This window comes from Roseateles sp. (assembly GCF_965262435.1).
Lineage (GTDB): Bacteria > Pseudomonadota > Gammaproteobacteria > Burkholderiales > Burkholderiaceae_C > Paucibacter_A.
Map to the genome: position 1 here is coordinate 3,155,080 of NZ_OZ253537.1, position 24,943 is coordinate 3,180,022.

Sequence of the window (24,943 nt, forward strand, 5' to 3'; positions counted from 1 at the left end):
GGGCTCAGCCCTGAGGGGCCGAAGTGATGCTCAACCAGGGGCCATCGAGGATATCGCGGGTTTCTTGCACAGCGATGGTCCAGAGTCGCTCCATCACCTCGGGTGGCTGCAGGTAGTGGCCGCCGTAGCAGCCGTCGCCTAAGTAAGCGCGCTTGGCCTTCGGGTCCATCAAGGCCATGCGCGCGTAGTCGACGAGAGGCTTGGGTGCATCGGGCAGGGCGACGCCGGGCAGGCGGGTCAGGCCCTCGAAGTTTTCCATCCAGCTGGCGTGCGATGCCTGCGGGTCTTGCTCGCGCACAAAAGCCATGGTGCGCGGCGCGGCCCACCAGTTGTGCCATTTGAGCTGGATGCCAGGAAGCTCTGCGCCCAAGGCCTGCAAGAGGGCGGCCGCGCCGTTGTTACCGCCATGCCCGTTGACGATGACGATGCGGCGAAAGCCATGCTGGTGCAGCGAGCCGATCAGGTCACGCAAGACCTGCAACAGGGTCTCCAGGCGCAAGCTCATGGTGCCGGGGTAGGCCATGTAGGTGGGCGTCACGCCGTAGGCCTGGGCCGGAAAAACGGGCACACCCAGCGGCTCGGCCGCCGCCGTCGCCACCTCTTCGGCCAGGATGGCATCCACGGCCAGGGACAGAAAAGCGTGCTGCTCGACGCTGCCCAGGGGCAGCACGGCGCGGTCGTCCTGGCGCAGGTAGCGCTCGACCATGGACCAGTTGCAGTCTTTGATGCGCATGAGCTGAGAAGAGAAGAGGAGGGGAGCGAAAGGTGGTGAAGGGCAGGGCGAAAGGCGTGGCGATTGTGCCCTGCAAGCGACGCTTCGCGCGCCCGAGCTGCCATGATGGCGGCCGCGTTCTTGCTGCGGGCCCTTGCCTTCTTCCTTCTTGTTCCCACGTTTCTGAATGAGCCCACCTGCCGCTGCGCCTGCCATTCGCCACCCCCGCTGGGTGCTGCTGGCCATCTGCGCCCTGTCCTTGATGAGCACGGTGGGCATGGCCTTGCCCTATCCCATCCTGGCGCCGATCTTTGTCGGCGGGCCGGTCGATGATTTCACCCATTTCGCCGGCCTGGACCCGCGCCTGCTGATGGGGCTGGCGCTGGCGGCCAATCCGCTCGGCATCCTGATCGGCAATCTCTTCATCGGCCCGCTGTCCGATCGCCATGGCCGGCGCCGTGTGCTGGCCGTGACCATCACCGCCACCTTACTCAGCTATGGTTTGACCGCCTTCGCTCTCGGTCAGCGCTGGTACCTGCTGTTCGTGCTGGCGCGCTTCATCACCGGCCTGACCGAAGGCAATGTGGCGGTGGCGCGCGCCTTGCTGGCCGATATGCATGAGCAGATCGACCGCACGCAGGCTTTTGCCTGGCTCAATGCCTGCCTCTACATGGGCTGGCTGCTGGGCCCCTTGGTCGGTGGCCTGACCCTGCCGCTTGGGGAGAGCGTGCCTTTTTTGCTGGCCGGGCTGGCCATGTTGCCCTGCCTGCTGGTGCTGACGCTGTGGGTGCCCGATTGGCGGCCGGCGCCAGCGGCCAGCGGCGCCCCACAGCCGGGTTTCTGGCGCCAGCTGCGCGAGCAGCAGGTCTTGGGTCTGCTCCGTGCCGATCCGGTCTTGGCAGCCTTGTTTGCGCTGCAGCTGCTCTACTGCCTGGGCGTCAATGCGCTGTATGAGTTCGCGCCGCTGTGGATGCTGGAGAACATGGGCCTGGGCAGCGCCGGCATCGCCTGGGTGACGGCGGCGCAATGCGCGGCCATGACCACGGCCAGCGTGGTGGCGGGCCGCTTGCCGGCCAGTCGCCGGCCGCTGCGGCGGGCGGCCTTGCTGGCGCTGTGCGCGGCCCTGGGCCTGAGCAGCCTGGTGCTGTTGCCCGGTCCTTTGGGCCTGGCCGCCATCGTGAGTCTGGGCTTGCCGCTGGCGCTCTACAACGCGGTGCTGCCGGCCTGGATGTCCGAGCGCTTTGCAGCCCATGGCCAGGGCCGGGTGATGGGCCTGCTGTCCACGGTGTTCTGCCTGTCGAATGTCTTGATGGCGGTGATCGGCGGTGGCTTGGCCCTGCTGTCCACGCGCTGGATCATGGGCTTGGGCGGCGTTTGCTGCGTGGCCGCGTCCTTGCTGCTGCTGCGCCTGGCGCGGCGTGAAGCGGCCCGACCGTAAGAGGTTCAGGAAACGATGTAGGCGCCGGCACCGCAGCTGATCAGACGGCCTTCAACGTCGAAGAACTCCATGCGAGTGGAGGCCACCCGGCTGCCCAGGCGCAGCACCTGGGCCGTGGCGCGAAAGGCGGGTCCATGGCCGGGGCGCAAGTAGTCGATGCGCAGGTCGATGGTGCCCAGTTTGCCAAAGCGCTGCAGGCGGGCCTCGGCGCTCTCAAGCGGATGCCGCGCGCCGATGGCGGCCATCACGGCCAGGCCGCCCATGGCATCCAGTGTGGCACTGATGACCCCGCCATGCAGGCGCTGGTGGGTGAAATGGCCGATCAGCTCGGGCCGCATCAGCAGGCTGGCGCTGGCGGCGTCAGCGGCCAGCGATTCGATCTGCAGGCCCAGCACCTGGTTGAAGCAGATCTGGCGCTCGAACATCTCGCACAGGCGCTCGGTGAACTCGGGGTCGAAGATGCTGCGCACAGGGTTTTGCTTCATAGGGTGGTGGTGGGCGGATTCAGATGACCAGCAGCTTGTGGACCAAGTCCGGCGTTGAAGCCGCGCCGTACTTCTTCATCAAGCGCGCCCGGTAGACATCGACCGTGCGCGGGCTGATGGCCAGGCGGCGGCCGATCAGCTTGCTGGTCAGGCCTTCAATCAGCAGGGCGGCGATCTCGCGTTCGCGTGGGGTCAGCTCGGCCTTGAGCTGGCGATGGGCGGACAAGTCGGCAAAGCTCCAGATCCCTTCCGCATGGGGATCGTCGGGCTTGAGGGCCCGGCCCGAGACATGGCACCAGAACAACTGGCCCGTGCTCAAGCGGCGCATGACCCGGTCGTCGGCGTAGCAGCCTTGGGCGTCGAGGCTGGCGACGATGCGTTCTCCGGTGCGCTCGAACTCGACCACGCTGGGGTACAGCAGCTCCAGACTCTTGCCGATCAAGGCCGAGCGCGGCGCCTGGAAGATGTCCAGCAGCTGCTGGTTGCAATCCTGGATCAGGCGCTGGGCCGAGAGCAGCAGGCCGATCGGTGCCAGCTCGAAGGCGGTGCGGTAGTCGAGAGGCATGAGGGAGCCGTGGGTGCAAGGGCGCGATTGTGGCTCAGCCAGGCTCAGGGGCTGGCCGCTGAGGGGGGCGTTGGCATATAGACGACCTTCAGCGTGGGATCGAGGCTGCTGCTGTCCAGAAAGGCCAGGGCGTTCGGCGTGCTGACCAGCCAGGCCCGCAGGGCCGCGGCCGTGCTGAATTCGCGCGGTGCTCGGCCGCGGCCGCTGAAGGTCATGCGCGACCAAATGGCCTTGAGTTGGGCGGCGTCCTTTTCCAGCACCTGGCTGAAGAACTCCTGGCGCAAGGCGCCGCCGAGGCTGCCCAGCACCGCCCGCCCGCCGCCAGGCAGCTCCAGCATCTCGCCGAGAAACAAGGCACTGATCTGCTGCCGACTCAGCTGCTGCACGGCGCTGTTCGCGGCCATCACCAGCACCGGCTGCGGCGGGCTGTAGTTGCGAACGATGCGCTCAATCTGACCGCTGGCCAGCAGGCGTTCGAAACCGGCCAGCAGCAGCGAGGCCTCGATGCGGCCGTTGCGAGGCACGGCACAGCGGTAGTCGGTGCGCGTGATGGGCAGGCGCCAGGCTGCGAACTGGTGGCCGGGATCCTGGCGCAGATGCCAGGCGATCTCGCGCGTGTCAGCCACCGCATAGGGGGAACGGATCAGCTTGAGCTTTTGCAGATTGCGGTCGACTGCGAAGGTATCGTCGCGGCGCAAGCGCCCGTCGCTGAAGCGCTCTTCCAGGCCCGGGTAGACAAAGCCCAGCACCGTGCCCACGGTCTGGCCGCGATGCAGTTGGTCGAGGTGGGAGACCGGCACTGCCGATTCATGGCCGACCAGCACCGTGGCCAACTCGAACAGCGGCGGGCTCCAGCTGTAGGCCTCGGGCGCGCGCACCCAGTCGGGGCTGAGGTGGCAGCGCAGGTCCAGCTCACCGGCCGCGACGGCTGCATCAACCCGGGTGCGCGGCAGCACCAGGGTCTGCAAGCTCATGCCCAGGTGTTCTGCCAGGGCTTGGACGATGTCGTGATTGATACCGGCCACCGGAGCGCCATCACGGTACAGCGCATAGGGCGCGGACCAGGATTGCACGGCCGGCACACGCAGGACCCGCTGTTCGGCCCGGCTTTGTGCCTCGGCCATGCCAGCCGCCGCGAGCAGCGCCAAGCTCAGCAGCCAGAGCCAGGCAAAGGCTTTGTAGCCAAGCGGCTTGCGGGCGGTGCGGGCGGTGGCTGGGCTCATGGCGTGCGGCCCGGTGCTCAGAAGACAAAGTCCAGGTTCAGGCTCAAGACGCGCACATGGCCATCCCAAGCCGGGCCCCGGTAGTTGCCGATCGGCGGCGTGGCCGGGTAGCTGATGCTGCCGGTCTGGCCGAGTCGGATCTCCTGGGTGTTCTTCAGCCACTCGAGGTGCAGCTTGAGGGCCAGGTTTTCGGCGCAGTCCCAGCGCAGGCCGGCCTGCCAGCTGCGGCGGCCATTGGCGCTCTGCAAAAAGCGATCAAAGGCGGCGTTGGCGGCTTGTGCGGCGGGCGCTGCGCCGGCCTGTGTCTGAAAGCCCAGGGGCGCTTCGACAAAGCGGGTTCGGCCCACGCCGACAAAAGGCGTGAAGGCGCCTTGGCGGTGCGCGAGCTGCGCATACCAGGCATCGGCGTCAGCCACCAAAATGGAATCGGAGCGGCGCTGCATCCATTCGCTGTTGAAGCTCCAGCGACCGAGTTCCAAGTTGACGCCCACGGTGTTGATGGCGGCGCGCACGCGAGCCGGCGCCCGTTCGGCCAGCACGGTCGCGCAATTGCTGCAGCCGGTGGCGCCCGAGGCCAGCACTTGCAGCTGGGCCAGGGTGCCGGGCAACTGCGCGTCCAGCCGGTAGTCCGAGCGCCCCAGACGCACGCTCCAGGGCCCTTGCTTCCACTGCGCTGCCAGGGCGTTGATGGCGCTGGCCTTGACCCGGCCGGTGCTCAGGTCCACTTGCGTCTGCCCATGCACCCAGTCCAGGCTCAGCTCGGCCGCACCCACAGGCTGGCGCCAGACGGCACCCAGGCCATCGACCTTGGTGATCGGGTTCAGGTGGTAGAGCGAGCTGTAGGGGCGCACATTGGTCTGCGCGTAGGCCACATTGCGGGTCTCGGACAGCTGGAAAACCGGCAGGGCCAGGCGGCCGGCATGCAGACTGAGGTGGACCGAAGGTTCCCAGTCCAGATACAGCCATTCGGTGCGCGGGCGCAAGCGCAGCACGATGTCGTCCTTGGCCAGCACCTGCCAGACCAGGCGCAGGGCGCCGTTGGGGTTCACGGTCAGCTGGGCCGAGATCTGGCTGTCGCCGTCCAGGCGCCAGTCGCGCAAGGAGGCCGCAGCATTGCGGGCATCGGGCCGCATGCTGGCGACGGGGTCGTCGGCGCGATAGGCGCTCAAGGTGCCGAAGCCGTCCAGCTTGAGCCAGTCGCCGAGCTCGTCGCCGGCTTCCGCGCTCGCGGCTTCGGCGCGGGCCAGGCCCGCCAGCAGCAGAAGACCGAGCCAGGACCAGTGCGCCTTCATAGCAGGGCGTAGGTGGTGGTGGCCTGGGCGGCCAGACGCTCGTCAGGGTTGAGGATGTCGATGCTACCGAAGGCCAGGCTTTTGCCGCTGCGCAGCACCTTGGCGCGGATCAGGCAGAACGGCCCCGAGACCGGGCGCAGAAAGCTGGTCTGCAGCTGCACCGTCGTCATGGGCTTGAATTCGCCCAGCTCCGCCATCATGGCCAGCACCATGGCCGTGTCAGCCGCAGCCATGGCGACCTGGCCGCACATCACGCCGCCGACATGGACGAACTCGGCTTTCACCGGCAGGCGCAGCTCCACTTCACCGGGCGCGCTGCTCAGCACCTCCAGTCCCATGTTCGCAATCCACGGCGCAAAAATTCGCGGCAGGGCGGCTTGCAGGTCCGCGGCTTGTATCGTGGAAGCAGGTGTCATGGCGTTCCTTCAGGGCAGATAGACGATGCGCAAGGAGCTGTCGACCAAGGCCAGGGGCAGGTAGCCGATGGCTTCAGTATGGCGTTGCAAGTAAGTTTTGGTGGCCTCGGCGCTGCTCAACTCTGTGGGTGCGCGTCTCCGCCCACCGAACTGTTGCGTGGCCCAGGACGCGCGGTACTGGGCCGGTTCGCGCTTCAGGATGGCCGCAAAGAACTGCTGGCGCTCAGGCCCGGCGCTCATCACGGGGAGAGTTGGAACCTCGTCCAACAGGTTCTGGCGTTTCCCCATGAACAGCTCGATCAAGGCGCTGCGACTGACATCGCGCACCGGGCTGCGCACTGACACCACCACAGCCAGCGCCGGAGCGGTTCGGGCGGCTACGATTTGGTCGATACGGCCGCTGCTGAGCAGTTGTTCGAGGCCGGCCAGCAACTGCTTGACCTCAAATCGCCCCCGTGGCGACACGGTACACCGGTAGGGGCGCGAACCCAGCAGCAAGCGCCAGGACGCCAGCCGCTCCTCGCCACCCGTGTTGCTGAACCAGCTCAAGGTCTGGCGACTGCTGATGCCGTAGGGATGGCGGTCCTTCGCCAGCTTGCGCAGCATGCGCTCTTCGTCGAGCGCATCGTCTCGCTTGACACGCCCTTGCAGGAACAGCGCATCGAGCTGCGGGTAGGCCTGCCCCTGCAAGGTGCCGATCACAGCGCCATTGGGCAGCTGCTCTAGGGCGTCCACGCCCGTCGCATCCGGGTGAGCGCTGAGCATGTCTTGCAGGTCGAACAGGGGCGAGCTTTGGGGCAAGCTGTCGGGGCGCAGAGTTTGCAGGGGGCTCAGATTGCAGGCGATATCGGCTTCACCACTGAGCAAGGCTCCCTCAATCCGCAGCCTGGGCAAGGCCACCCACTCGACGCGGGTTTTGAGCCCGGCCGCCAGCTCTTGCGCAATTTCCACATCAATGCCGGCACTCGCTTGCTGCTCTCGCCACACGACGAAGGGCGGGCTGATCGCTCTCGAGACCGCGACGCGCAAGGCCGGGACGTCCTCCGCGCACCAAGCTTGGTCGGGAATCGCAAGGCACAAAAGCAGGGCCGATGTCAGAGTCAGCCACCCCGAGGCGGTGCTGCGACCGAGGGCCGGGTCCATTCCTTGAGCGAGGCAGCTGGGCATGTCCACTCCGTGTTCAGAACACAAAATCCGCGCTGACCGTCAGCATGTTCAAACGCCCATCCCAGGGCGCGCTGTTCGGCAGGAGGCGGATTTCGCCGTCGCGCGGGCTGCTGCGGTCGCGGGTAGCGGTCCAGCGTTCGACCTGCAGCTTGAGGGCCAGTTTCTCGAAACAATCCCAGCGCAGGCCCAGCAGCTCGATGCGGCGGTCCCAGGGGCGTTGCAGGCTGCGGTCCAGGTCCGCCAGTCTTTGCGCGCTGGATTCGGGGCTGCCCGCTGCTGCTAGCAAGCCCAGCGGCGACTCGGTGTAAGCGGATTGACCGATCGCGACATAAGGTGTCCACCGACCATAGCGACGCGATAGCAAGGCGTACCAGGCATGCACCCCGGGGCTGAAAACCGAATTGCCGCTCCGTCGCATGGCTTCGGCCGTCAGCGTCCAGTCTTCATGCTCCCAGACCAGGGCGAGGTTGAATAAGCGGCCCTCCACGCCTGAGGTGCGCGCGCGTTGCGGCAAGAGCTCGCTGCAATTGGCGCAAACTTGTTGCGAGTCCGTCAGCGCCTGCAATTGCGTCTCCAAGCTTGGGGAGATCAAATCAAAGCGAAACGCAGCCACGCCCAGACGCAAGGACAGGCCTTCGCGCTGCCATCGCAAGGCACTGGCCAGCAGCGCATGGGTGTCCACGCGTCCGGTCGGCACGGTGAGGCTGTTGCGGCCGGCGCCCAGATCCCAGCTGAGGTTGCCGCCCAGTGCCGTACCGGTCCAGCTGGCATTGATGCCGTCGACCGGCTCGCTGCTGTTCAGGCCGTAAACCGCCGACATGGGCCGGATGGAGGTGTGGGCAAAGCCCACGCGCGTGCTCTCGGAGCTCAGAAAGATCGGCAGCGGCTGGCGCCCGATACGCAGAGTCCATTCGGGGTCGAGCTGCCAACCCAGATAGGCCCACTCGGTGTTCGGTCGGTAGCCGCGGGACAACTCATCCCGGGCTTGCACCTGCCAGACCCATTCCAAGGTGTCGCTGCTCTGCCAGCGCAGCTGCAGGCCCAGGACGGTGTCGCCGTCGGCACGCCAGTGGCCAGCCTGAGATGCCTGCTTCACGCGTTCGCCGGGGCGGGCTGCAGCGACCGCATCGTCATTGCGGTAGGCCGACAAGGTGCCGAAGCCCTCCAGCTGCACGCCGTCCGCGAGCGCGCTGCCGCAGAGGCCGTACAACAGCCACGCGAGCCAAGGCGTTTGCCATCCCTTCATGCGGTTCTCCTGGAGTGAGCGCGCGTGCGCATTCCGACCGTCGAGTGTTAGGCGATTCTACGTAATGCCTACCTAATCTCTTAGGTAGTACGCTCTGCGCCTTCCGGTGGATCGTTTGTTTGATTGATTGATGGATGGAGAAGCATCGATGAACAAGGTTTTTGCGAACGCGACCGAGGCCCTGTCCGGCTTGGTCCGAGACGGGCAGCTGCTGGCCGTGGGCGGCTTCGGCCTCTGCGGCATTCCCGAGGCTTTGATTGCCGCGCTACGCGACAGCGGCGTCAAGGACCTGACCGTGATTTCCAACAATGCCGGCGTGGACGGTTTCGGCCTGGGCCAGTTGCTGGAAACCCGCCAGATCCAGAAGATGATCTCCAGCTATGTGGGCGAGAACAAGGAGTTCGAGCGTCAGTATCTGGCCGGCGAGCTGCAGCTGGAGTTCACCCCGCAAGGCACGCTGGCCGAGAAGCTGCGCGCCGGCGGCGCTGGCATCCCGGCCTTCTACACCCGCACCGGTGTGGGCACCATCGTCGCCGAAGGCAAGGAGCTGCGCGAGTTCGACGGCCAGACCTATGTGCTGGAGCATGCGCTGACGCCCGATGTGGCCTTGGTCAAGGCCTGGAAGGCCGACAAGAGCGGCAATCTGGTGTTCCGCCGCACGGCGCGCAACTTCAACCCGGCCGTGGCCATGGCCGGCAAGGTAACTGTGGTCGAGGTGGAGCAGCTGGTCGAGGTCGGCGAGATCGACCCCGATGCCGTGCACCTGCCCGGCATCTATGTCCAGCGCATCGTGGTCAATGCCACGCCCGAAAAGCGCATTGAAAAACGTACCCTGACTGTGAAGGAAGCCTGATCATGGCCTGGACACAAGATCAAATGGCGGCCCGTGCGGCCCAGGAACTGCAAGACGGTTTCTACGTCAACCTCGGTATCGGCATTCCCACCCTGGTGGCCAATTTCGTGCCCAAGGACATCGAGGTCTGGTTGCAGAGCGAGAACGGCATGCTGGGAATCGGCCCTTTCCCGACCGAGGGCGAGGTCGACGCCGACCTGATCAACGCCGGAAAGCAGACCGTCACCACCATCCCCGGCTCCAGCATCTTCGGCAGCCATGAGAGCTTCGCCATGATCCGCGGCGGCAAGATCAATCTGTCCATCCTCGGCGCTATGCAGGTCAGCGAGAAGGGCGACCTGGCCAACTGGATGATCCCGGGCAAGATGGTCAAGGGCATGGGCGGCGCCATGGACCTGGTGGCCGGCGTCAAGCGCGTGATCGTGCTGATGGAGCATGTGGCGCGCAAGAAAGACGGCAGCACCGACCTCAAGATCCTGCCCCAGTGCACCTTGCCACTGACTGGCCTGGGCGTGGTCAACCGCATCATCACCGACCTGGCGGTGATGGACGTGACACCGCAAGGCCTCAAGCTGGTGGAGCTGGCCGAAGGCGTGAGCCGCGAAGAAGTGCAGAGCAAGACCGGCGTGCCTTTGCTCTGACACGCAAGCAGGCATTTCAAGTCCTTATAGGCAAGGCCGGTCCATACCGGCCTTTTTTCATGGTCGCGGCGTTTGCTGCGTGAGCCTGCAACATTCGCTTGCAAAGCAGGCCTTGTGGCGGCTCGGACCTTGTGCGGGCGCGGGCTAGAGTGGCGGCTTGTACCGAGAGACGCCATGATTGAAGACGAGACCCCAGCCGTGTTCGCAATGGATGCGCCAGCGCCAAGCGAGCCAGCATCAGCTCCTGCCACCGACCTGGCACCGGCCCAAGCTTTGCCGCGAATCAGCTTACTGGCTGCGATGCCTTTGGCTGCCTGTGGCGGTGGCGGTGGCAGCGATGGCAGCCCGGCGCCAGCTCCGACACCCGCAGCTCCGCCTCCCGCCTTGCCGACCGAAACCGAGGCAGCGCGCTTCCTGGCCCAGGCCGGCTTTGCCGCCAGCACGGCCGAGATGGCCAAGGTTCAGGCCCAGGGCTACAGCGCTTGGCTGGATGCGCAGTTCGCGGCGCCCGGCAGCCAGGGCCATTTCGACTGGATGGTGGCCAAGGGCTATGCGGTCGATGCCAACAAGAACAACTTCAACGGCGTGGACAACACGCTCTGGCGCAAGCTGCTGAGCTCGCCTGACCCGCTGCGCCAGAAGGTGGTGCTGGCACTGTCCGAGATCTTCGTGGTCTCCATGGCCGGGCTGCCGATCACCTGGCCCGGTTTCGCTGTGGCAGCCTATGTGGACATGTTGGAGCAGCGCGCCTTTGGCAGCTTCCGTGACTTGCTGGACGGCGTCAGCCTGTCCAATGCCATGGGCGCTTACCTCAATATGCGAGGCAACAAGAAGGAAGACAGCACCAGCGGCCGTCTGCCGGACGAGAACTATGCGCGCGAGCTGATGCAGCTCTTCACCATCGGCTTGGTTGAGCTGAAGGCTGATGGAACGCCGGTGCTCGATGCCGCGGGAAAGCCCAAGGACAGCTACACCCAGGCCCAGATCAGCGAACTGGCGCGGGTGCTGACCGGCTGGGAGTTTGATGGCGCCAGCGCCACCGACCCGGCCTTCATGCGAAAGCCCATGGTGCATCTGTCCACGCGCTTTTCAGTCGGGCCCAAAAAGGTGTTGACGGTCGATGTGCCGGCCTCGGCCACCGGGCCGGAAGCGCTCAAGATCGCGCTCGACACCCTGGCCAACCATGCCAATGCCGGCCCCTTCTTCAGCCGCCAGCTGATCCAGCGCCTGGTCGCTTCCAACCCCAGTCCGGCCTATGTGCAGCGGGTGGCGGCCGTGTTCAACAACAACGGCCAGGGCCAGCGCGGCGATCTCAAGGCGGTGATCCGCGCCGTGCTGCTGGACAGCGAGGCGCGCACGCCCGGCAGCTCGCCCTCCAGCGGCCGCTTGCGTGAGCCGGTGCAGCGCTTCATCCAGTGGGGCCGCAGCTTCGGTCTGAATTCACCCACCGAGCTCTGGAATATTGGTGATCTGAGCAACCCGGCCAGCCGCCTGGGCCAGAGCCCGCTGCGCAGCCCTTCGGTGTTCAATTTCTTCCGGCCCGGCTATGTGCCGCCCAACTCGCAGCTGGGCGCGGCCCAGATCACCGCGCCCGAGTTCCAGCTCTGCAACGAGAGCACGGTGGCCGGCTACCTCAATTACATGCAGAACGTGATCGCCAATGGCGCCGGCGAGGTCAAGCCCAGTTACGCGGCCGAGCTGGCGCTGGCGGCCGATGCGCCGGCCTTGGTGCAGCGCGTCGCCCTGTTGTTGGCCGGCGGTGGGGTGAGCCCGACCACAGTCAACACCATCGCCACCGCTGTGGCCACCATCAATGCCAGCAGCGATGCGGGCAAGCTGAACCGCGTGCAGGCCGCCATTCTGTTGGTGATGGCCAGCCCCGAATACCTGATCCAGAAGTGAAGCGAAAGAGACTCGCCATGACATCGGTTCACCGCCTCCCGACTCTGCAACGCCGCGAGTTCCTGCGTCGCGCCTCCGCCCTCGGCGTGGCCGGCGCGGCCGCGCCTTGGGCCCTCAATCTGGCCGCTCTCGGAGAAGCCGCGGCGCAGACGGCGCCGAACGACTACAAGGCTCTGGTCTGTGTGTTTCTGTACGGCGGTAATGACTATGGCAACACCGTCATTCCCTACGACGCGCCCAATCACGCCGCCTACCAGACCATACGCCAGACCCTGGCCATTCCGCGCGATCAGCTGGCCGCCACGGCGCTGACGCCGCGCGTGGCCCTGCCCGGTGCGCGCCAGCTGGCGCTGGCGCCGCAGATGGGTCGGCTGAAGACCATTTTCGACGCCGGCAAGCTCGGCGTGCTGCTCAATGTCGGCACCCTGGTCCAGCCCACCACCCTGGCCCAGTACAAGGCGCAGAGCGTGCCCTTGCCGCCCAAGCTGTTCTCGCACAACGATCAGCAAAGCGTCTGGCAGGCCAGCACGCCCGAAGGCGCCATATCCGGCTGGGGCGGTCGCCTGGGCGACCAGTTCCTCGGCGCCAACGGCAATGCCACCTTCACCTGCATCAATGTCTCGGGCAATGCGGTCTTCATGGCCGGACAGCAGGCGGTGCAGTACCAGATGTCCACCAGCGGCGCGGTTGCCATCAACGGCGTCACCCGGCCGATGTACGGCTCACAAGCCTGCGCCGATGCGCTGCGCAGCCTGATCACGGCCGAGCGCAGCCACTGGATGGAGCAGGAGCTGAACCGCGTGGTCAGCCGCTCGGTCAATGCTCAATCCATCGTCGCTTCGGCGCTGAATACCTTGCCGGCCCTGAGCACGGTGTTTGACACGACCAACAGCCTGGCTACCCAGCTGCAGATGGTGGCCAAGATGATTGCCGCGCGCAGCAGCATGGGCGCCAAGCGGCAGGTGTTTTTCGTTTCCATCGGCGGCTTCGATCTGCATGATTTCCTGCCCGACCAACACCCGGGCCTGCTGCGCAAGGTGTCTGAGGCGCTGGGCAGTTTTTACGATGCCACGGTGGAGCTGGGCGTGGCCAACCAAGTCACTGCTTTCACCGCCAGCGATTTTGGTCGCACCTTGAGCAGCAATGGCGACGGTTCCGACCATGGCTGGGGCAGCCATCATTTCGTGCTGGGTGGCGCGGTCCAGGGCGGGCGCTTCTGGGGCCAGGCCCCGGTGGTGGCGGTCAACGGGCCGGACGATGTCGGCCAGGGCCGGCTGCTGCCCAGCAGCTCGGTCGACCAGCTCGGCGCCACCTTGGCCAGCTGGATGGGCGTGCCGGCCACGGACCTGAGTCGCGTCATGCCGCAGATCAGCAACTACACGCAGAAAGACCTGGGATTCTTCCAGTGAGGGCAGGGCGGCGGCTGGACTAGGATCGACGGGTCATTCCCGTCACCCTTCTGCCCCGATCGGCTGCCCCATGTCTTTTGTTGTTCGCACCCTGAGTCCGGCGCTGTCCCTGAGCGCCTTGGCCTTGCTGGCGCTGGCCGCCTGTTCCACACCGGACTCTTCGCCCCAAGCCGCCAAGTCGGGTGCAGCGGACCTGATTCAGCCCGAGTCTGCCAGCGGCTGGACAGCCAAGCAGGCCCAGGCCAGCGCCCATTTCGCTGTGGCCGCGGCCCACCCGCTGGCCTCGGATGCCGGGCGCGAGATCCTGCTGGCCGGCGGCAGCGCGCTCGATGCCGCGATCGCCGTGCAAATGGTGCTGACCCTGGTCGAGCCGCAGTCCAGTGGCATCGGCGGCGGGGCCTTCTTGCTGCACTGGGATGGCGCCAAGGTGCAGGCCTTTGATGGCCGCGAGACCGCCCCGGCTGCGGCCGACGAGAACCTCTTCCTCAAGCCCGACGGCAAGCCCATGCCCTATCTGCAGGCCGTGGTCGGTGGCCGCTCGGTCGGCACGCCGGGCCTCCTGCGCATGCTGGAGCAAGCCCATGCGCAGCACGGCAAGCTGCCCTGGGCGCGCCTGTTTGCGCCGGCCATCCGCTTGTGCGAGCAGGGCTATGCCTTGAGCGGGCGCAGCCACAAACAGCTGGCCAACAATGCCGCGCTGCGCCAGGACCCGCAGGCTGGTGCCTACTTTTTCGATGCACAAGGCCAGGCCCTCCCCGAGGGCACCCGGCTGCGCAACCCGGCCCTGGCCGCGGTGCTGCGCCAGGTGGCGGCCGGCGGCGCCGATGCCTTTTTGAAAGGCGCTGTCGCCCAGGACATCGTGCGCCGCGTGCGCGGCCATGCCAGCAACCCCGGCTTGCTCAGCGAGACCGATCTGGCCGCCTACCAGCCGCGCCAGCGCGAGGTGCTGTGCACGCCCTGGCGCGGCCAGCAGGTCTGCGGCTTCCCTCCACCGTCCTCCGGCCACCTGACCGTGATGCAGATGCTGGGCATGATGCCGGCGCAGACCCCGGCCCAGGCTTTCAGCGAAGGCGTGCCCAGTGCCGCCTGGCTGCACCGTTATGCCGAAGCCAGCAAGTTGGCCTTTGCCGACCGTGCGCAGTACATTGCCGACCCCGATTTCGTGCCCGCACCGAGCGGCGATTGGCGCAGCCTGCTGGCGCCTGAATACCTGCAGGGGCGCGCGGCACTGATCGGCCCGCGCAGCATGGCCAGCGCCGCCGCGGGCCAGCCAGCCGCGCCCGTGCGCGTGGGCTGGGCGCCCATGCCCGATCAGCCCGAGCATGGCACCAGCCACATCAGTATCATCGACGCGGCCGGCCGTGCCGTGGCCATGACCACCTCGATCGAGGCTGGCTTTGGCGCGCGCCTGATGAGCGACGGCGGCACCGGCCTTCCCGGTGGCTTCATGCTCAACAACCAGCTGACCGACTTTGCCCTGGCGCCACGTGATGAGCAGGGCCGGCCGGTGGCCAACCGCCTGCAGCCGGGCAAGCGCCCACGCTCCAGCATGGCGCCCACCCTGGTGTTTGACGCCAGCGGACGCCGCTTGAACATGAGCCTGGGCTCGCCGGGTGGCCCGGCCATCATCCACTTCGTGGCCAAGACCTTGCTCGCCACGGCCGACTGGCAGTTGGATGTTCAGCAGGCGCTGGACCTGCCGAACTTCGGCAACTTCGGTGGGCCTGTGTTTCTGGAGCAGGGGCGCTTCCCGGCGGCCACGCGCGAGGACCTGCAGGCGCGCGGCCACCGCCTGGTCGAGACGGAGCTGACCAGCGGCATCCAGGCCATTCAGCGCAGTCCCACGGGCTGGCTCGGCGGGGCCGACCCGCGGCGCGACGGCGCGGTGCGCGGCGACTGAGTGTTCAGGCGAGCGGCGCGCATTTGCTTACAGCCTGAGGCGCGATCTCGTCATCGGTCGAGCGAACTCCGGCGTTGGGCATGGCATCGCCACCATCCTCTCGGAGCTTGAATCATGTGGACCTCGCGCACCTCAGCTGTTGTGGCTGGCTTGGCTTTGGGCCTGGCTGGCTTGGGGCAAGCCGCCCAAGCGTCCGACATCGGCGTGTCCGTGTCGGTCGGTCAGCCCGGTTTTTACGGACGCATCGATTTGGGTTCGGCCGGCCCGGCGCCGCGCTTGATCTACAAGGAGCCGGTCTGGGTGCAGCGGCGTCCGCACCACAACCGTGAGCGTCTGCGGGTCGAACCCTGGTATCTCTATGTGCCGCCCGGCCATGCCCGCCGCTGGGCGCGCCACTGCGGCGATTACGGCGCCTGCGGCCGGCCGGTGTACTTCGTTCAGGAGGGCTGGTATCGCGAGGCTTACGGCCCGCGCCGTGGCGATGATGAGGGCTGGCACTCGAGCCGTCATGGCCGCGACCACGACCACCATCATGATCGTGGCCGCCACCGTGGCCACGGCGACGATCGTTGATGAAGTCCGCTGCCTAGCTCCGGATCGCGCGCAGCGCCTGCAAGCCGCGCAGCAGCGGTAATGGCAGCCGCGGCTTGCGGCCGGTCAGCTGGGCGCTGATGGCCGCCTGCAGCGGCGGCAGGCGGCGGGCGATCTGCAGCACGCCCTTGCGCAGAAGACGGGCCGGTGTACGCTCGTCGGTGAACAGATTCACTACCGCATTGGTGCCTTGGTAAATCGCCCAGGTGCGGCGGCGGTGGCTGTCGGCATAACGCTGCAGCAGCGCGGCATCGCCGAGATCCTGGCCGCGTACCCGGGCAGGTCCCAGCAGGCCGGCCAAGTTCTGCACCCCGTAGAGCCCGAAGTTGTAGCCATGTGCCGTGACCGGGTGCATGCCCACGGCGGCGTCGCCGACCAGGGCCAAGCGCCGGGTGGCGAAACGGTGGGCATAGCAGGCGACCAGGGGGTAGAGGTGGCGGGTGCTGGCCAGGCGGATCTCGCCCAGGCGGCCTTGCAGCTGGTCTTGCACCCAGGCGCGGAAGCGGGCCTCATCCCAGGTCTGCATCTCGGCCGCGCGGTCGGCGCTGACGGTCAAGACCAGGGAGCTGCAGCCACCGTTCAGTGGCAGCAGGGCCAGGGTGTGGCCATAGTGAAAACACTCCAGCGCGATGCCCTCGTTCGGCGCGCTGTGGGCCAAGCGGCAAACGATGACGCTGCGGCCGAAGTCGCGCATCTGCGCACCGATACCGGCCATGCGCCGCAGCGCGGAAAAGCGGCTGTCGGCGGCGATCACCAGCGGCGCGCGCAGGCTTTCACCCGTGCTCAAGCGCACTTCGGTCAGCTCCGGTGTGGCGTTCAGATTCAGTCCACTGACACGGCAATCGGTGCGCAGCTCGATGCGGTCTGCGCGCTGCTTCACCGCCCGGTAGGCGATGCGGCGCAGCCAGTGGTTGGCGACCAGATAGCCCAGTTCGCCTTGGCCATCGGCCGTGCCAAAACCCAGGTGCTCGGGCGCCTCGCCGTCGAAGACATGGGCGCGGCGCAAGGGTGCGATTTCCTCCGGCGGCAGCAAGGCCCATTGGCCCAGCGCTTCCAGAACGGCGCGACCGGGGTGGGTGAGGGCGATTTCGCGGCCGTCTTCGGCCGGATCTTGCAGGGCGCTGAGCGGCGCGGCTTCCAGCACGCAAGTGCTGATGCCGGTATCGGCCAGGGCGCAGGCCAGGCTCAGGCCGGCGGGTCCGCCGCCGACGATGAGCACGCGCTCGGTTTCAGCGGCTGGGGCCCTTGGAGGGGATGAAGGAGAAGGCTGGATCGACATGGGCGCCCAGCCTAAGGCCGGCCGGGCGCATTGGCCTTGATCGGGATCAGCGTTTCTTGTTGAGCGCCAGCAGGCTCAGGCCGGCTATCAGCAGGAAGGACAGGCCGCTCCAGATCTCGTAAGGCAGGCCCAGCAGCCGGTAGGCCGCAGCCTCCTTGCAGGTGGCGGTGACCATGAAGACGAAGGGCCAGCGCATCTCCAGATCCAGCGCCTCCAGCACGGTCTCGGCGAAGGTCAGCTTGCAGGTGTCCATCAGCGCGGCCACCTCATGCTGGTAGTAGGCCGAGGCCAAGCCGGCCACGGCCAAGAGCAGCAGCGCCGTCAGGCTGGCTGTGCGGAGCGGCCGCTGGCGCTTGAACAACCAGCCCAAGAGGGCGACGGCGGCGATCAACAAAAAGATGCCACGCTGCATCACGCACCAGGGGCAGGGCTTGACCCCGAAGCCATGCTGGGCGATCAGGGCGAAGGCCACGGCAGCCAGGCTGCCCAAGCCGATGGCGGCCAGCGCTTGATCGGGGAACTTTGAGACCTTGAGGAACATCAGTCGGCTTCCACTTCCACAATCATCTCGATCTCGACGCAGGCACCCATGGGGATCTGCGCCACGCCAAACGCGCTGCGGGCGTGGGCGCCCTTGGCGCCGAAGACCTGGCCGATCAGCTCGGACGCGCCATTGGTGACCAGATGATGTTCGGTGAAATCGGGGGCGCTGTTGACCAGGCTCATCAGCTTGACGATGCGCTTGATCTTGTTCAGATCGCCCACGGCAGCGTGCAAGGTGCCCATCAGATCGATGGCGATGGCGCGCGCGGCGGCCTGGCCGGTGGCGGTGTCGGTGTCGCGGCCCAGCTGGCCGACCCAAACCTTGCCGTCCTTCTTGGCGATATGGCCGGAGATGAAAACCAGATTGCCGGTGCGCACGAAGGGCACGTATGCCGCGGCCGGCACGGCCAGCGGCGGCAGGCTGATGCCCAGGGTTTCGAGCGTGGTGTAGACGTTGGAAGTGCTGTTGCTCATGGCGAGGCCGCTTTCTTGCATGCTGAATTCGGAGGATCGCGCCGCGGGCGGGCGGCTGTGAAAGCGGCGCCGCCCTGGCTACGATCGGGTGGCGCGCATCCTACACCGAGCGGCCTGCCGCCCCTCTTCGTCTGGGTCGGGCGAAGCCCGTAGCGCGCGTCTGCCGGAGCCTGAGTTCGTGATGCGCTCTCCCGCACTCGATGAATCCCCTGGTCCTGCCAGAGCTGTCCTCTGGCCGGTGCTCTTGGCCTTGCCGGTCCTGGCCTGGCTGGGCGGGCTGGTGCTGCTGCAGACCCAGCGCGAACTGCCTGGTGAAGCCGAGTTCGCCGCCAGCCTGCTGGCCGGTCTGGGCTGCTGCGTCATGGTGGGCCGCTGCTGGGGCCGGCGCCGCGCAGCGCTGCTGTGGGCCGCCCTGGCGGGCCTGCTGCTGGCTTTCAGCTATGCCAGCTGGCGCGCGGAACTGCGCCTGGCCGAGCGCCTGCCCGAAGCCTGGGAAGGGCGTGACCTGCTCCTGATCGGCCGCGTCGATTCGCTGCCGGCCGCCACCCTGGGCCAGGCCGGCGCGCCCGGCTGGCGCTTTGAGTTTGAGCTGGAGGCCGCCCATGCCGGGCCTCTGTCCAGCGACCCGCCGCTGACCTTGCCGTCGCGCTTGCTGCTGAGCGCCTATGCCGAGCATGCCGATGCCGCGCCCCCGCCCCTGCGAGCAGGAGAGCGCTGGCAGTTGCTCGTGCGGCTCAAGCGGCCACAAGGGCTGATGAACCCGCATGGCTTTGACTACGAGCTCTGGTTGTTCGAACAAGGCCTGCGCGCCAGCGGTGTGCTGCGGCCGGGCGGGGCGCAGCGGCGCTTGGCGGAAGCGCCCATCGCCAGCATCGACGCGGCACGGCAGCGTCTGCGCGAGGCCTTGCAACGCCGCGTCAGCGAGCCCAGCGCGGCCGGCGTGCTGGCGGCACTCAGCCTGGGCGACCAGGCAGCCATCAGCCGTGCCGACTGGGCCTTGTTTCGCGACACCGGCCTGAGCCATTTGCTCAGCGTCAGCGGCTTGCATGTGACCATGTTCGCCTGGGCTGCCCAGGGCCTGCTCGGCTGGGCCTGGCGCGGCAGTGCGCGCCTCTGCCTAATCTGCCCGGCGCCCGCCGTGGCGCGCTGGGGCGGCGTGGCGGCGGCTCTGGCCTATGCCTTGTTTTCGGGCTGGGGCGTGCCAGCGCAGCGCACCGTCTGGATGCTGGCCAGCCTGGCCCTGTTGCGCGGCCTGGGCTTGCGTTGGCCTTGGCCGCTGGCTTTGCTGCTCTCGGCCTTGGTGGTCACCGTGGTCGACCCCTGGGCCGTTTGCCAGGCGGGCTTCTGGCTGTCTTTTTGCGCCGTGGGCCTTTTGATGGCGGCTGGTGATGGGGAACCCGCGCGCGGCTGGCGCGCGCAGCTCTTGGCCGGCTTGCGCAACCAGGCGGTGGCCACGCTGGGCCTGGCACCGCTGAGCCTGCTGTTCTTTCAGCAGCTGTCTGTGGTCGGCGTGCTGGCCAATCTCTTGGCCATCCCCTGGGTCAGTCTGGTGATCACGCCCTTGGCGCTCGGCGGCGCCATCCTGCCCGGGCTGTGGATCTGGGGTGCCTGGTGTGTGGAGCTGATGATGGCTTTGCTGCGCTGGCTGGTGAGCTGGCCGTTGGCGGTCTGGACCGTGCCGGTGGCGCCGCTGTGGGCCCAGGCTGCGGGTTTGGCGGGCGGCGTCTTGCTGGTGCTGCCCCTGCCGTGGCGACTGCGTGCTTTGGGCTTGGCGCTGGCGGTGCCCTTGCTGTGGCCGTCGCCGGATCGCCCAAGCGAGGGCGAGTTTGAATTCTTGGCCGCTGATGTGGGACAGGGCACGGCCGTGTTGCTGCGCACCGCGCATCACGCCTTGCTCTATGACGCCGGCCCGCAGTACGCGCCCGGGGTGGACGCCGGCCAGCGCGTGCTGCTGCCGCTGCTGCGCGCGCTCGGTGTGCGTCAACTGGATCAATTGATGCTCAGCCATCGCGACAGCGACCATGTCGGCGGTGCCGCCTCGGTGGCGGCCGGCCTGCCGGTGCAGGGTTTGCGCAGCTCGTTGGAGCTCAGCCATCCCTTGCACCGTTTGTTTCCGAGCACGCTGCCCTGCGACGCTGGCCAGCGCTGGGTCTGGGACGGCGTGCAGTTCGAGCTGCTGCACCCGAGCACTGAGCAGGTCCGCCTGCAGCAGCTCAAAAGCAATGAGCTGTCTTGCGTGCTGCGTGTGCGCAATGCCTCAGGGCGCCAGACCGCGCTCTTGGTGGGCGATCTGGAGGCGTTACAAGAGGCGGAACTGCTGAGCCGCCATCGGCCAGGAGAGCTGCGAGCCGAGCTGCTGCTGGTGCCGCACCACGGCAGCAAGACCTCGTCCACGCCCGAGTTGCTGGCCGCCGTGGCGCCGCGCTGGGCGGTGGTCCAGTCGGGCTACCGCAACCGCTTCGGTCACCCGGCCTTGCCGGTCCTGGCGCGCTACCAGGTAGCCGGCATCGAGGTCTTCAACAGCCCGGACTGCGGCGCCTGGCGCTGGCGCAGCGAAAAGGGGGAACCCAGCTGCCAGCGCCTCTTGGACCGGCGCTACTGGCATCGCCGGCCGCAGACTCAGCCTGCTCTGCCTGGGCCGCCGGCGCCCGGACCGGCGGGCGCCACCTCTGTCTCCGAGCCGGACGATCCGCCCACGGCTTGGTGAGGGCGGCCGGGGCCCATCAGCCCCGGCGCTTCAGCTTGATCTCGAACAGCGTCGGCCAGAGCTTGCCGGTCACGAACAGGCGTTTGCCGGCTGCGTCCCAAGCGATGCCATTGAGCACCTCGGGCGCCTCCTCCGGCCGAGGCTTGCGTGGGCCGAACTGGGCTGGGGCTGGCAACTGGCTGCGCAGGCCGCGCAGGTCGATCCAGCCACGCACCTGGCCGCTGGCCGGGTCGATGCGGGCAATGATGTCGGCTTGCCAGATGTTGGCGTAGATCTCGCCGTCCACCCATTCCAGCTCGTTCAGCTGATCGACCGGTTGGCCCAAGGCGCGAACGGAGATGCGGCGCAGCTCGCGGAAGGTCTTGGGGTCGAGCACGCGCAGCTCGGCGCTGCCGTCGCTGAGGTAGAGCTGCTGGCCATCATGGGTCAGGCCCCAGCCTTCGCCGGGCAGCTTGTACTCGCGCTTGGGCTCGAAAGTCTTGAGGTCGAAGACAAAGACCTTGTGGGTGGTCCAGGTCAGCAGGTAGAGCTCGTCCTTCCAGGCCGTCAGACCTTCGGCGAAGTGTTCTTGTGCGATGTCGCGTTTCTGTTGCACCTGGCCGTCTTCCAGACGCACACGGCGAATGCTGGAGCGGCCGTTCAGGCCGGTGCTTTCGAACAACTGTCCGTCGCGGAACAGCAGGCCCTGGGTGAAGGCCGTCGGGTCATGAGGGTAGCGCTTCACCAGCTCGGGTTCGTCCACCGGCAGGGCCACGCGCTGCGCCTGCGCCAGCGGGCTCCAGGCGGCCAGGGCCAGTGCGCCCGTGCACAGGAGCAGATGCAGACCTTGGCGTAGCGATTGGCGGCGGGACGACCGCGGTGCAGCAGGTTTCATTGGCGAACGTGGATCGTCTGGGATATCAGGGAAGTTCAAAGGCGGGCCGGAGCTCCGCGCAGGCCGCAGTGTGCCTCACGGCCTTGCTCATGCGTCCAGCGCAGTCATGCCCTCAGGCCCACCGAAACGCGGCAGGCCATCGCTCGCGAAGGCCACCCAGGGCGCGCCATCGCTGCAGAAGTAATGCCCGCTGGCCGTCGGCCAATCCTCGATAGCCGGGCCACCGGCCTCGGTTGCGAGCACGGCACCGGCGGGCACACCGATGATTTCGGGCAGGCGGGCATCCACGGTGTAGAGGTGGCTGCCGCACTGAGCGCAGAAAAAGCGCTGGCCATTCGCCGTGGGCCTGTACTCGCGCAGAGCGGCCTGGCCCGCGATCTGTACATCCTCCGCAGGCAAACTCAGCCAGGAACTGAACGCCGCGCCGCTGAGCCGCCGGCACTGGCCGCAGTGGCAGTGCATGAAGCCGCGCGGTGCGGCGCTGCAGAGGAGCGAGGCCGCACCGCAGTAGCAAGCGGCGCGCCAGCGGGGCTTGTTCATGGCGTGCTCTTCATGTGCTTGCCTCAGCGCATGGCGAAGCTGATTTGGAACAGATACTGCATCTTGCAGGGCTGGCCGCTGCAGACGGCGGGTTTGAAGCTTGTGGCCATCAGCACGCGCGCTGCGAACTTGGCCATGTCGGGGTCGACCTTGCCGTGTGCCGACACATGCGTGGCGCGGCCTTGGCTGTCGACATCAACCAGCAGGTCCAGTTCGCCGCGAGCACTGTAAGCCTCCATGCCTTTTTTGATGGTGTTGTACACCGGCAGCAGGCCATCGGCTGGGAAAGGCGGCTCATCCCCTGGCTTCATGTCCTCATACATGGATCGCAGGGCAGTCTTCTCGGTCTCGTCCAATTCGGCGTAACGGCGATTCAATGGAATCACCTTGGACGTGGCCCAGACCTGTTTGAAACGGGTGCCGGTTTCGTCTTCCATCAAACTCATCTGTTTTTTGGGCAAGTCGGCCGCCAGCGTGGGGCTCAAGCCTGCGAGCTGCAGCAGCGCGGCCAGGACCAGGCCCCGGCAGGCGGAGGTGCGTGTGTTCATGTGTTTGCGCTCCCGTATCGTTGAAGGTCGTGGATGAAGGCCTGGGGCCCGGCTTTTCTTGCAGGCCCAGCCTAACTGGCCGCGATAGTTGCGCGGCCCCGAAGCTGGCAGCTTGCGAACTCAAGGGGCAAGAGACCAGGATGGTCACCCAGAGACCCTGCTGCGCACAAGTAGGGCAGCACCTCAGCGGGCTGCAAAGCTCAACGGATCAGGCTGGCAGGCCAGCTTCCCGCAGTTGCAGAACATTGCCTTCCGGATCGTGTCCGTCGCAGGCCCGGAATCCGCGCATCTCCCACTCCTGCTCCGGGCCTTGCAGATCGCCGCCCAGCGCGCGAGCGCGGGCGCGGGCTAAGGCCAGGCTAGGCACCGGGAAGAAGAGCTTGAGGGCGCAGTCCTCCCGGCGCTCGGGCGGCGTGCTGATGCTGAAGGTGTCGGCGATGGCGCGCGGGATGCCGTGCACGACCAGTTCCATGCCTGAGGCGGCGCGCAGCACGCAGTGATCGTCGGCGCTGTGCAGACGCTCCAGACCGAGCACAGCCTCGTAGAACCGGGACAGTGTGGGCACATCCTTGGCGAACACGACGGCACCGAAAGCGAGTTCAGACGACATGAGAATCCTTCAGGTGATGGAATGAGACGCCGAGCTCGCCTCAGGCGGGCGACTTGCGTGGCCCCACCCGAATGGCCATGCCCACCGAACGCGGCGCGGTCAGCTGGAAACCAAATTGAGCATAGAGCTCATGGGCCTGGCCGTCGGCGATCAGGCTGACGTACGCCGACTCGGGCAGCTCAGTCTGGATGTGCTTCATGATCTCGCCCATCACCCGCTTGCCCAGGCCACGGCCCTGGTGGGCAGGCAGGACGGTGATATCGGTCACCTGGTAGAAGCAGCCGCCGTCACCGATCAAGCGGCCCATGGCCACGGTTTCGCCCTGGTGCTGAATCTGCACGGCAAACAAGGTGCCGGCCAGGCCACGGCGGGCGGCGTCTTCGGTCTTGGCGCTCAGGCCGCAGGCGCTGCGCAGGTGGCGGTAGGTGTCGATGCTGGGCGTGCCCAGCTGGACGGTGTACTCATCTGTGGTGTTGGTGTTCATGGGCTGAAACTGGCTTGGGTTCAGGCCTCTGCAGAAGCCGGAGGCCGTGTAAAAGTCTCCGGGCCCGCCACCGCGCTCAGTTCGCACGGCCGGCGCCGCTCCACGCTGCGCCAGCGGTGTTCCGTGCATTCGCGCAGGAGGAGGTCGTGCATGCCGATCAACAGGGTGACCCGTGCCCGGTCCCAATGCCCGGTGAGGCGATAGCAGGCCACCCCGTCCACTGGCTTGAGGCCGCGAAAGCGCAGGCGTTTCAGCTCCAGCAAGGAGCGGCCGCCGCCGCCCGGGAACAGCAGGGAGGCGATGGTGTGCGCGGCCCCGTGGGAAATGCCAGTGGCACTTGCAAGCGCCAGTTCGCGGTTCTCGAAACGGCGCGTCAACGGCTGTTCGGCCTTCGGGTAGTCCACGCGCAGGTAAGCCTCGCCTGCGACCCAGCCCAAGCTGTAGTGGCTGATGCGGTCGCGCAGCGGCGGATAGGGGTGTGGGCAATCAAAGTCGAAGCGGAAATCACCTGCCGAGTTGTGTGCCGTGCGGAACTCGATGGCATAGGGCAGGCGACCCAGCCAGATCTGGACTTGGCCGCGGTCCGCGTATTCACTCAGGCTGGCATAGCGCTGCAAGACGGTCTGCAGAAACTGCCGCGCGCTGGCGTGGCCAGCGCTGCTGTACTTGTTGGTGTTGCCGCTCATGGCTTCGAGCCTTCGTGCGCGGCGCTGCTCAGTTCGACCCGGACCGGTGCCGCGTGCATCAGCAGCGGCGATTGCGCCCAGGACTTCGCTTGCGCGATGTCACGCTCGAGCTGCTCCCGCTCGGCGGCCAGGGCCTTGCTCCGTCGCCAGGCCAGGGCGCGAGCTTCGGCGCTGCTGTCCTCGCGGCTCAGTTGTTCGTCCAGGCGCTTCTGGTCTTGCGCCATCACGCTCAGGCGCTCCTGCAAAGGCAATACACCCGACTCGACCGGCTGATAGGCCTGCACCGAGAGCAGGCATGAGGCGGCGATTCCACAAGCAATTCGCTTCAAGTTCATATTCATCCTCTCCGCTGGCTTTC

26 protein-coding genes are annotated in these 24,943 nt (G+C 67.1%); 8 read left to right on the top strand and 18 right to left on the bottom strand.

Annotated features, from left to right (window positions below; genetic code table 11):
• Positions 1-4 precede the first annotated feature (4 nt).
• On the bottom strand, positions 5-733 hold the full coding sequence (locus ACQY39_RS13660) for a creatininase family protein (RefSeq protein WP_428507068.1): 729 nt from the start codon (positions 731-733) through the stop codon (positions 5-7).
• A gap of 166 nt (positions 734-899) precedes the next feature.
• Between ACQY39_RS13660 and ACQY39_RS13665 the strand changes: the two genes are divergently transcribed.
• Positions 900-2,150: an MFS transporter gene (locus ACQY39_RS13665; protein ID WP_428507070.1), complete on the top strand. Its 1,251-nt coding sequence runs from the start codon at positions 900-902 to the stop codon at positions 2,148-2,150.
• 5 nt (positions 2,151-2,155) lie between these two features.
• On the opposite strand, the gene ACQY39_RS13670 is transcribed toward ACQY39_RS13665, so the two are convergent.
• From ACQY39_RS13670 to ACQY39_RS13700, 7 genes are read right to left on the bottom strand one after another with little or no spacing between them, the layout of a single operon-like run.
• A complete protein-coding gene (locus ACQY39_RS13670) occupies positions 2,156-2,635 on the bottom strand; it encodes a thioesterase family protein (protein ID WP_428507072.1) in 480 nt (159 codons plus the stop codon).
• 19 nt (positions 2,636-2,654) lie between these two features.
• On the bottom strand, positions 2,655-3,200 hold the full coding sequence (locus ACQY39_RS13675) for a LuxR C-terminal-related transcriptional regulator (protein ID WP_428507074.1): 546 nt from the start codon (positions 3,198-3,200) through the stop codon (positions 2,655-2,657).
• A gap of 44 nt (positions 3,201-3,244) precedes the next feature.
• Positions 3,245-4,423 carry a substrate-binding periplasmic protein gene (locus tag ACQY39_RS13680; RefSeq protein WP_428507076.1) on the bottom strand — a complete coding sequence of 393 codons (1,179 nt, stop codon included), beginning with the start codon at positions 4,421-4,423 and terminating at the stop codon, positions 3,245-3,247.
• 17 nt (positions 4,424-4,440) lie between these two features.
• Positions 4,441-5,715, bottom strand: a complete 1,275-nt coding sequence (locus ACQY39_RS13685) for a hypothetical protein (RefSeq protein ID WP_428507078.1) — start codon at positions 5,713-5,715, stop codon at positions 4,441-4,443.
• Positions 5,712-6,131: a PaaI family thioesterase gene (locus tag ACQY39_RS13690; RefSeq protein WP_428507080.1), complete on the bottom strand. Its 420-nt coding sequence runs from the start codon at positions 6,129-6,131 to the stop codon at positions 5,712-5,714. The genes ACQY39_RS13685 and ACQY39_RS13690 overlap by 4 nt, the downstream gene beginning before the upstream one ends.
• A 9-nt stretch (positions 6,132-6,140) precedes the next feature.
• The gene (locus tag ACQY39_RS13695) at positions 6,141-7,298 is read right to left on the bottom strand and encodes a substrate-binding periplasmic protein (protein WP_428507082.1); all 1,158 of its coding nucleotides are present in this window, start codon (positions 7,296-7,298) and stop codon (positions 6,141-6,143) included.
• Positions 7,299-7,311: 13 nt separating this feature from the next.
• Positions 7,312-8,544 (bottom strand): hypothetical protein, encoded by a 1,233-nt coding sequence (locus tag ACQY39_RS13700; protein WP_428507084.1) that lies wholly within the window; start codon positions 8,542-8,544, stop codon positions 7,312-7,314.
• 148 nt (positions 8,545-8,692) lie between these two features.
• Between ACQY39_RS13700 and ACQY39_RS13705 the strand changes: the two genes are divergently transcribed.
• From ACQY39_RS13705 to ACQY39_RS13730, 6 genes are all read left to right on the top strand, one after another.
• Complete coding sequence (locus ACQY39_RS13705; protein ID WP_428507086.1) at positions 8,693-9,397, top strand: CoA transferase subunit A; 705 nt, start codon at positions 8,693-8,695, stop codon at positions 9,395-9,397.
• Positions 9,398-9,399: 2 nt separating this feature from the next.
• Positions 9,400-10,038, top strand: a complete 639-nt coding sequence (locus tag ACQY39_RS13710; RefSeq protein ID WP_428507088.1) for a CoA transferase subunit B — start codon at positions 9,400-9,402, stop codon at positions 10,036-10,038.
• Positions 10,039-10,338: 300 nt separating this feature from the next.
• The gene (locus tag ACQY39_RS13715; RefSeq protein ID WP_428507090.1) at positions 10,339-11,940 is read left to right on the top strand and encodes a DUF1800 domain-containing protein; all 1,602 of its coding nucleotides are present in this window, start codon (positions 10,339-10,341) and stop codon (positions 11,938-11,940) included.
• Positions 11,941-11,957: 17 nt separating this feature from the next.
• Positions 11,958-13,349 (top strand): DUF1501 domain-containing protein, encoded by a 1,392-nt coding sequence (locus tag ACQY39_RS13720; protein WP_428507092.1) that lies wholly within the window; start codon positions 11,958-11,960, stop codon positions 13,347-13,349.
• Positions 13,350-13,419: 70 nt separating this feature from the next.
• Entirely contained in the window at positions 13,420-15,249 is a 1,830-nt protein-coding gene (locus ACQY39_RS13725; protein ID WP_428507094.1) for a gamma-glutamyltransferase family protein, read from the top strand.
• Positions 15,250-15,363: 114 nt separating this feature from the next.
• Positions 15,364-15,822: a hypothetical protein gene (locus ACQY39_RS13730; protein ID WP_428507096.1), complete on the top strand. Its 459-nt coding sequence runs from the start codon at positions 15,364-15,366 to the stop codon at positions 15,820-15,822.
• A 13-nt stretch (positions 15,823-15,835) separates the two neighbouring features.
• Here the strand turns inward: ACQY39_RS13730 and ubiM are convergent, their stop codons facing one another.
• Genes ubiM through ACQY39_RS13745 form a run of 3 tightly spaced genes read right to left on the bottom strand, consistent with a single transcriptional unit; the run spans position 15,836 to position 18,136 of the window.
• Positions 15,836-17,119 (bottom strand): 5-demethoxyubiquinol-8 5-hydroxylase UbiM, encoded by a 1,284-nt coding sequence (ubiM, locus tag ACQY39_RS13735; protein ID WP_428507098.1) that lies wholly within the window; start codon positions 17,117-17,119, stop codon positions 15,836-15,838.
• Between the two features lie 46 nt (positions 17,120-17,165).
• Complete coding sequence (locus tag ACQY39_RS13740; RefSeq protein WP_428507100.1) at positions 17,166-17,660, bottom strand: disulfide bond formation protein B; 495 nt, start codon at positions 17,658-17,660, stop codon at positions 17,166-17,168.
• Complete coding sequence (locus ACQY39_RS13745; protein ID WP_428507102.1) at positions 17,660-18,136, bottom strand: RidA family protein; 477 nt, start codon at positions 18,134-18,136, stop codon at positions 17,660-17,662. The genes ACQY39_RS13740 and ACQY39_RS13745 overlap by 1 nt, the downstream gene beginning before the upstream one ends.
• Before the next feature lie 181 nt (positions 18,137-18,317).
• On the opposite strand from ACQY39_RS13745, the gene ACQY39_RS13750 reads away from it, so the two are divergent.
• The gene (locus ACQY39_RS13750; RefSeq protein ID WP_428507104.1) at positions 18,318-20,843 is read left to right on the top strand and encodes a DNA internalization-related competence protein ComEC/Rec2; all 2,526 of its coding nucleotides are present in this window, start codon (positions 18,318-18,320) and stop codon (positions 20,841-20,843) included.
• A 16-nt stretch (positions 20,844-20,859) separates the two neighbouring features.
• Here the strand turns inward: ACQY39_RS13750 and ACQY39_RS13755 are convergent, their stop codons facing one another.
• The 7 genes from ACQY39_RS13755 to ACQY39_RS13785 all read right to left on the bottom strand — a co-directional run bounded on the left by ACQY39_RS13755 (position 20,860) and on the right by ACQY39_RS13785 (position 24,920).
• Positions 20,860-21,717, bottom strand: a complete 858-nt coding sequence (locus ACQY39_RS13755; RefSeq protein ID WP_428507106.1) for a glutaminyl-peptide cyclotransferase — start codon at positions 21,715-21,717, stop codon at positions 20,860-20,862.
• 87 nt (positions 21,718-21,804) lie between these two features.
• Positions 21,805-22,257: a GFA family protein gene (locus ACQY39_RS13760; protein WP_428507108.1), complete on the bottom strand. Its 453-nt coding sequence runs from the start codon at positions 22,255-22,257 to the stop codon at positions 21,805-21,807.
• A gap of 23 nt (positions 22,258-22,280) precedes the next feature.
• Entirely contained in the window at positions 22,281-22,805 is a 525-nt protein-coding gene (locus tag ACQY39_RS13765; protein ID WP_428507110.1) for a hypothetical protein, read from the bottom strand.
• 208 nt (positions 22,806-23,013) lie between these two features.
• Complete coding sequence (locus ACQY39_RS13770; RefSeq protein WP_428507112.1) at positions 23,014-23,415, bottom strand: VOC family protein; 402 nt, start codon at positions 23,413-23,415, stop codon at positions 23,014-23,016.
• Positions 23,416-23,455: 40 nt separating this feature from the next.
• The gene (locus ACQY39_RS13775; protein WP_428507114.1) at positions 23,456-23,899 is read right to left on the bottom strand and encodes a GNAT family N-acetyltransferase; all 444 of its coding nucleotides are present in this window, start codon (positions 23,897-23,899) and stop codon (positions 23,456-23,458) included.
• A gap of 20 nt (positions 23,900-23,919) precedes the next feature.
• Complete coding sequence (locus ACQY39_RS13780) at positions 23,920-24,585, bottom strand: hypothetical protein (protein WP_428507116.1); 666 nt, start codon at positions 24,583-24,585, stop codon at positions 23,920-23,922.
• A complete protein-coding gene (locus ACQY39_RS13785) occupies positions 24,582-24,920 on the bottom strand; it encodes a hypothetical protein (protein ID WP_428507118.1) in 339 nt (112 codons plus the stop codon). The genes ACQY39_RS13780 and ACQY39_RS13785 overlap by 4 nt, the downstream gene beginning before the upstream one ends.
• Positions 24,921-24,943 lie beyond the last annotated feature (23 nt).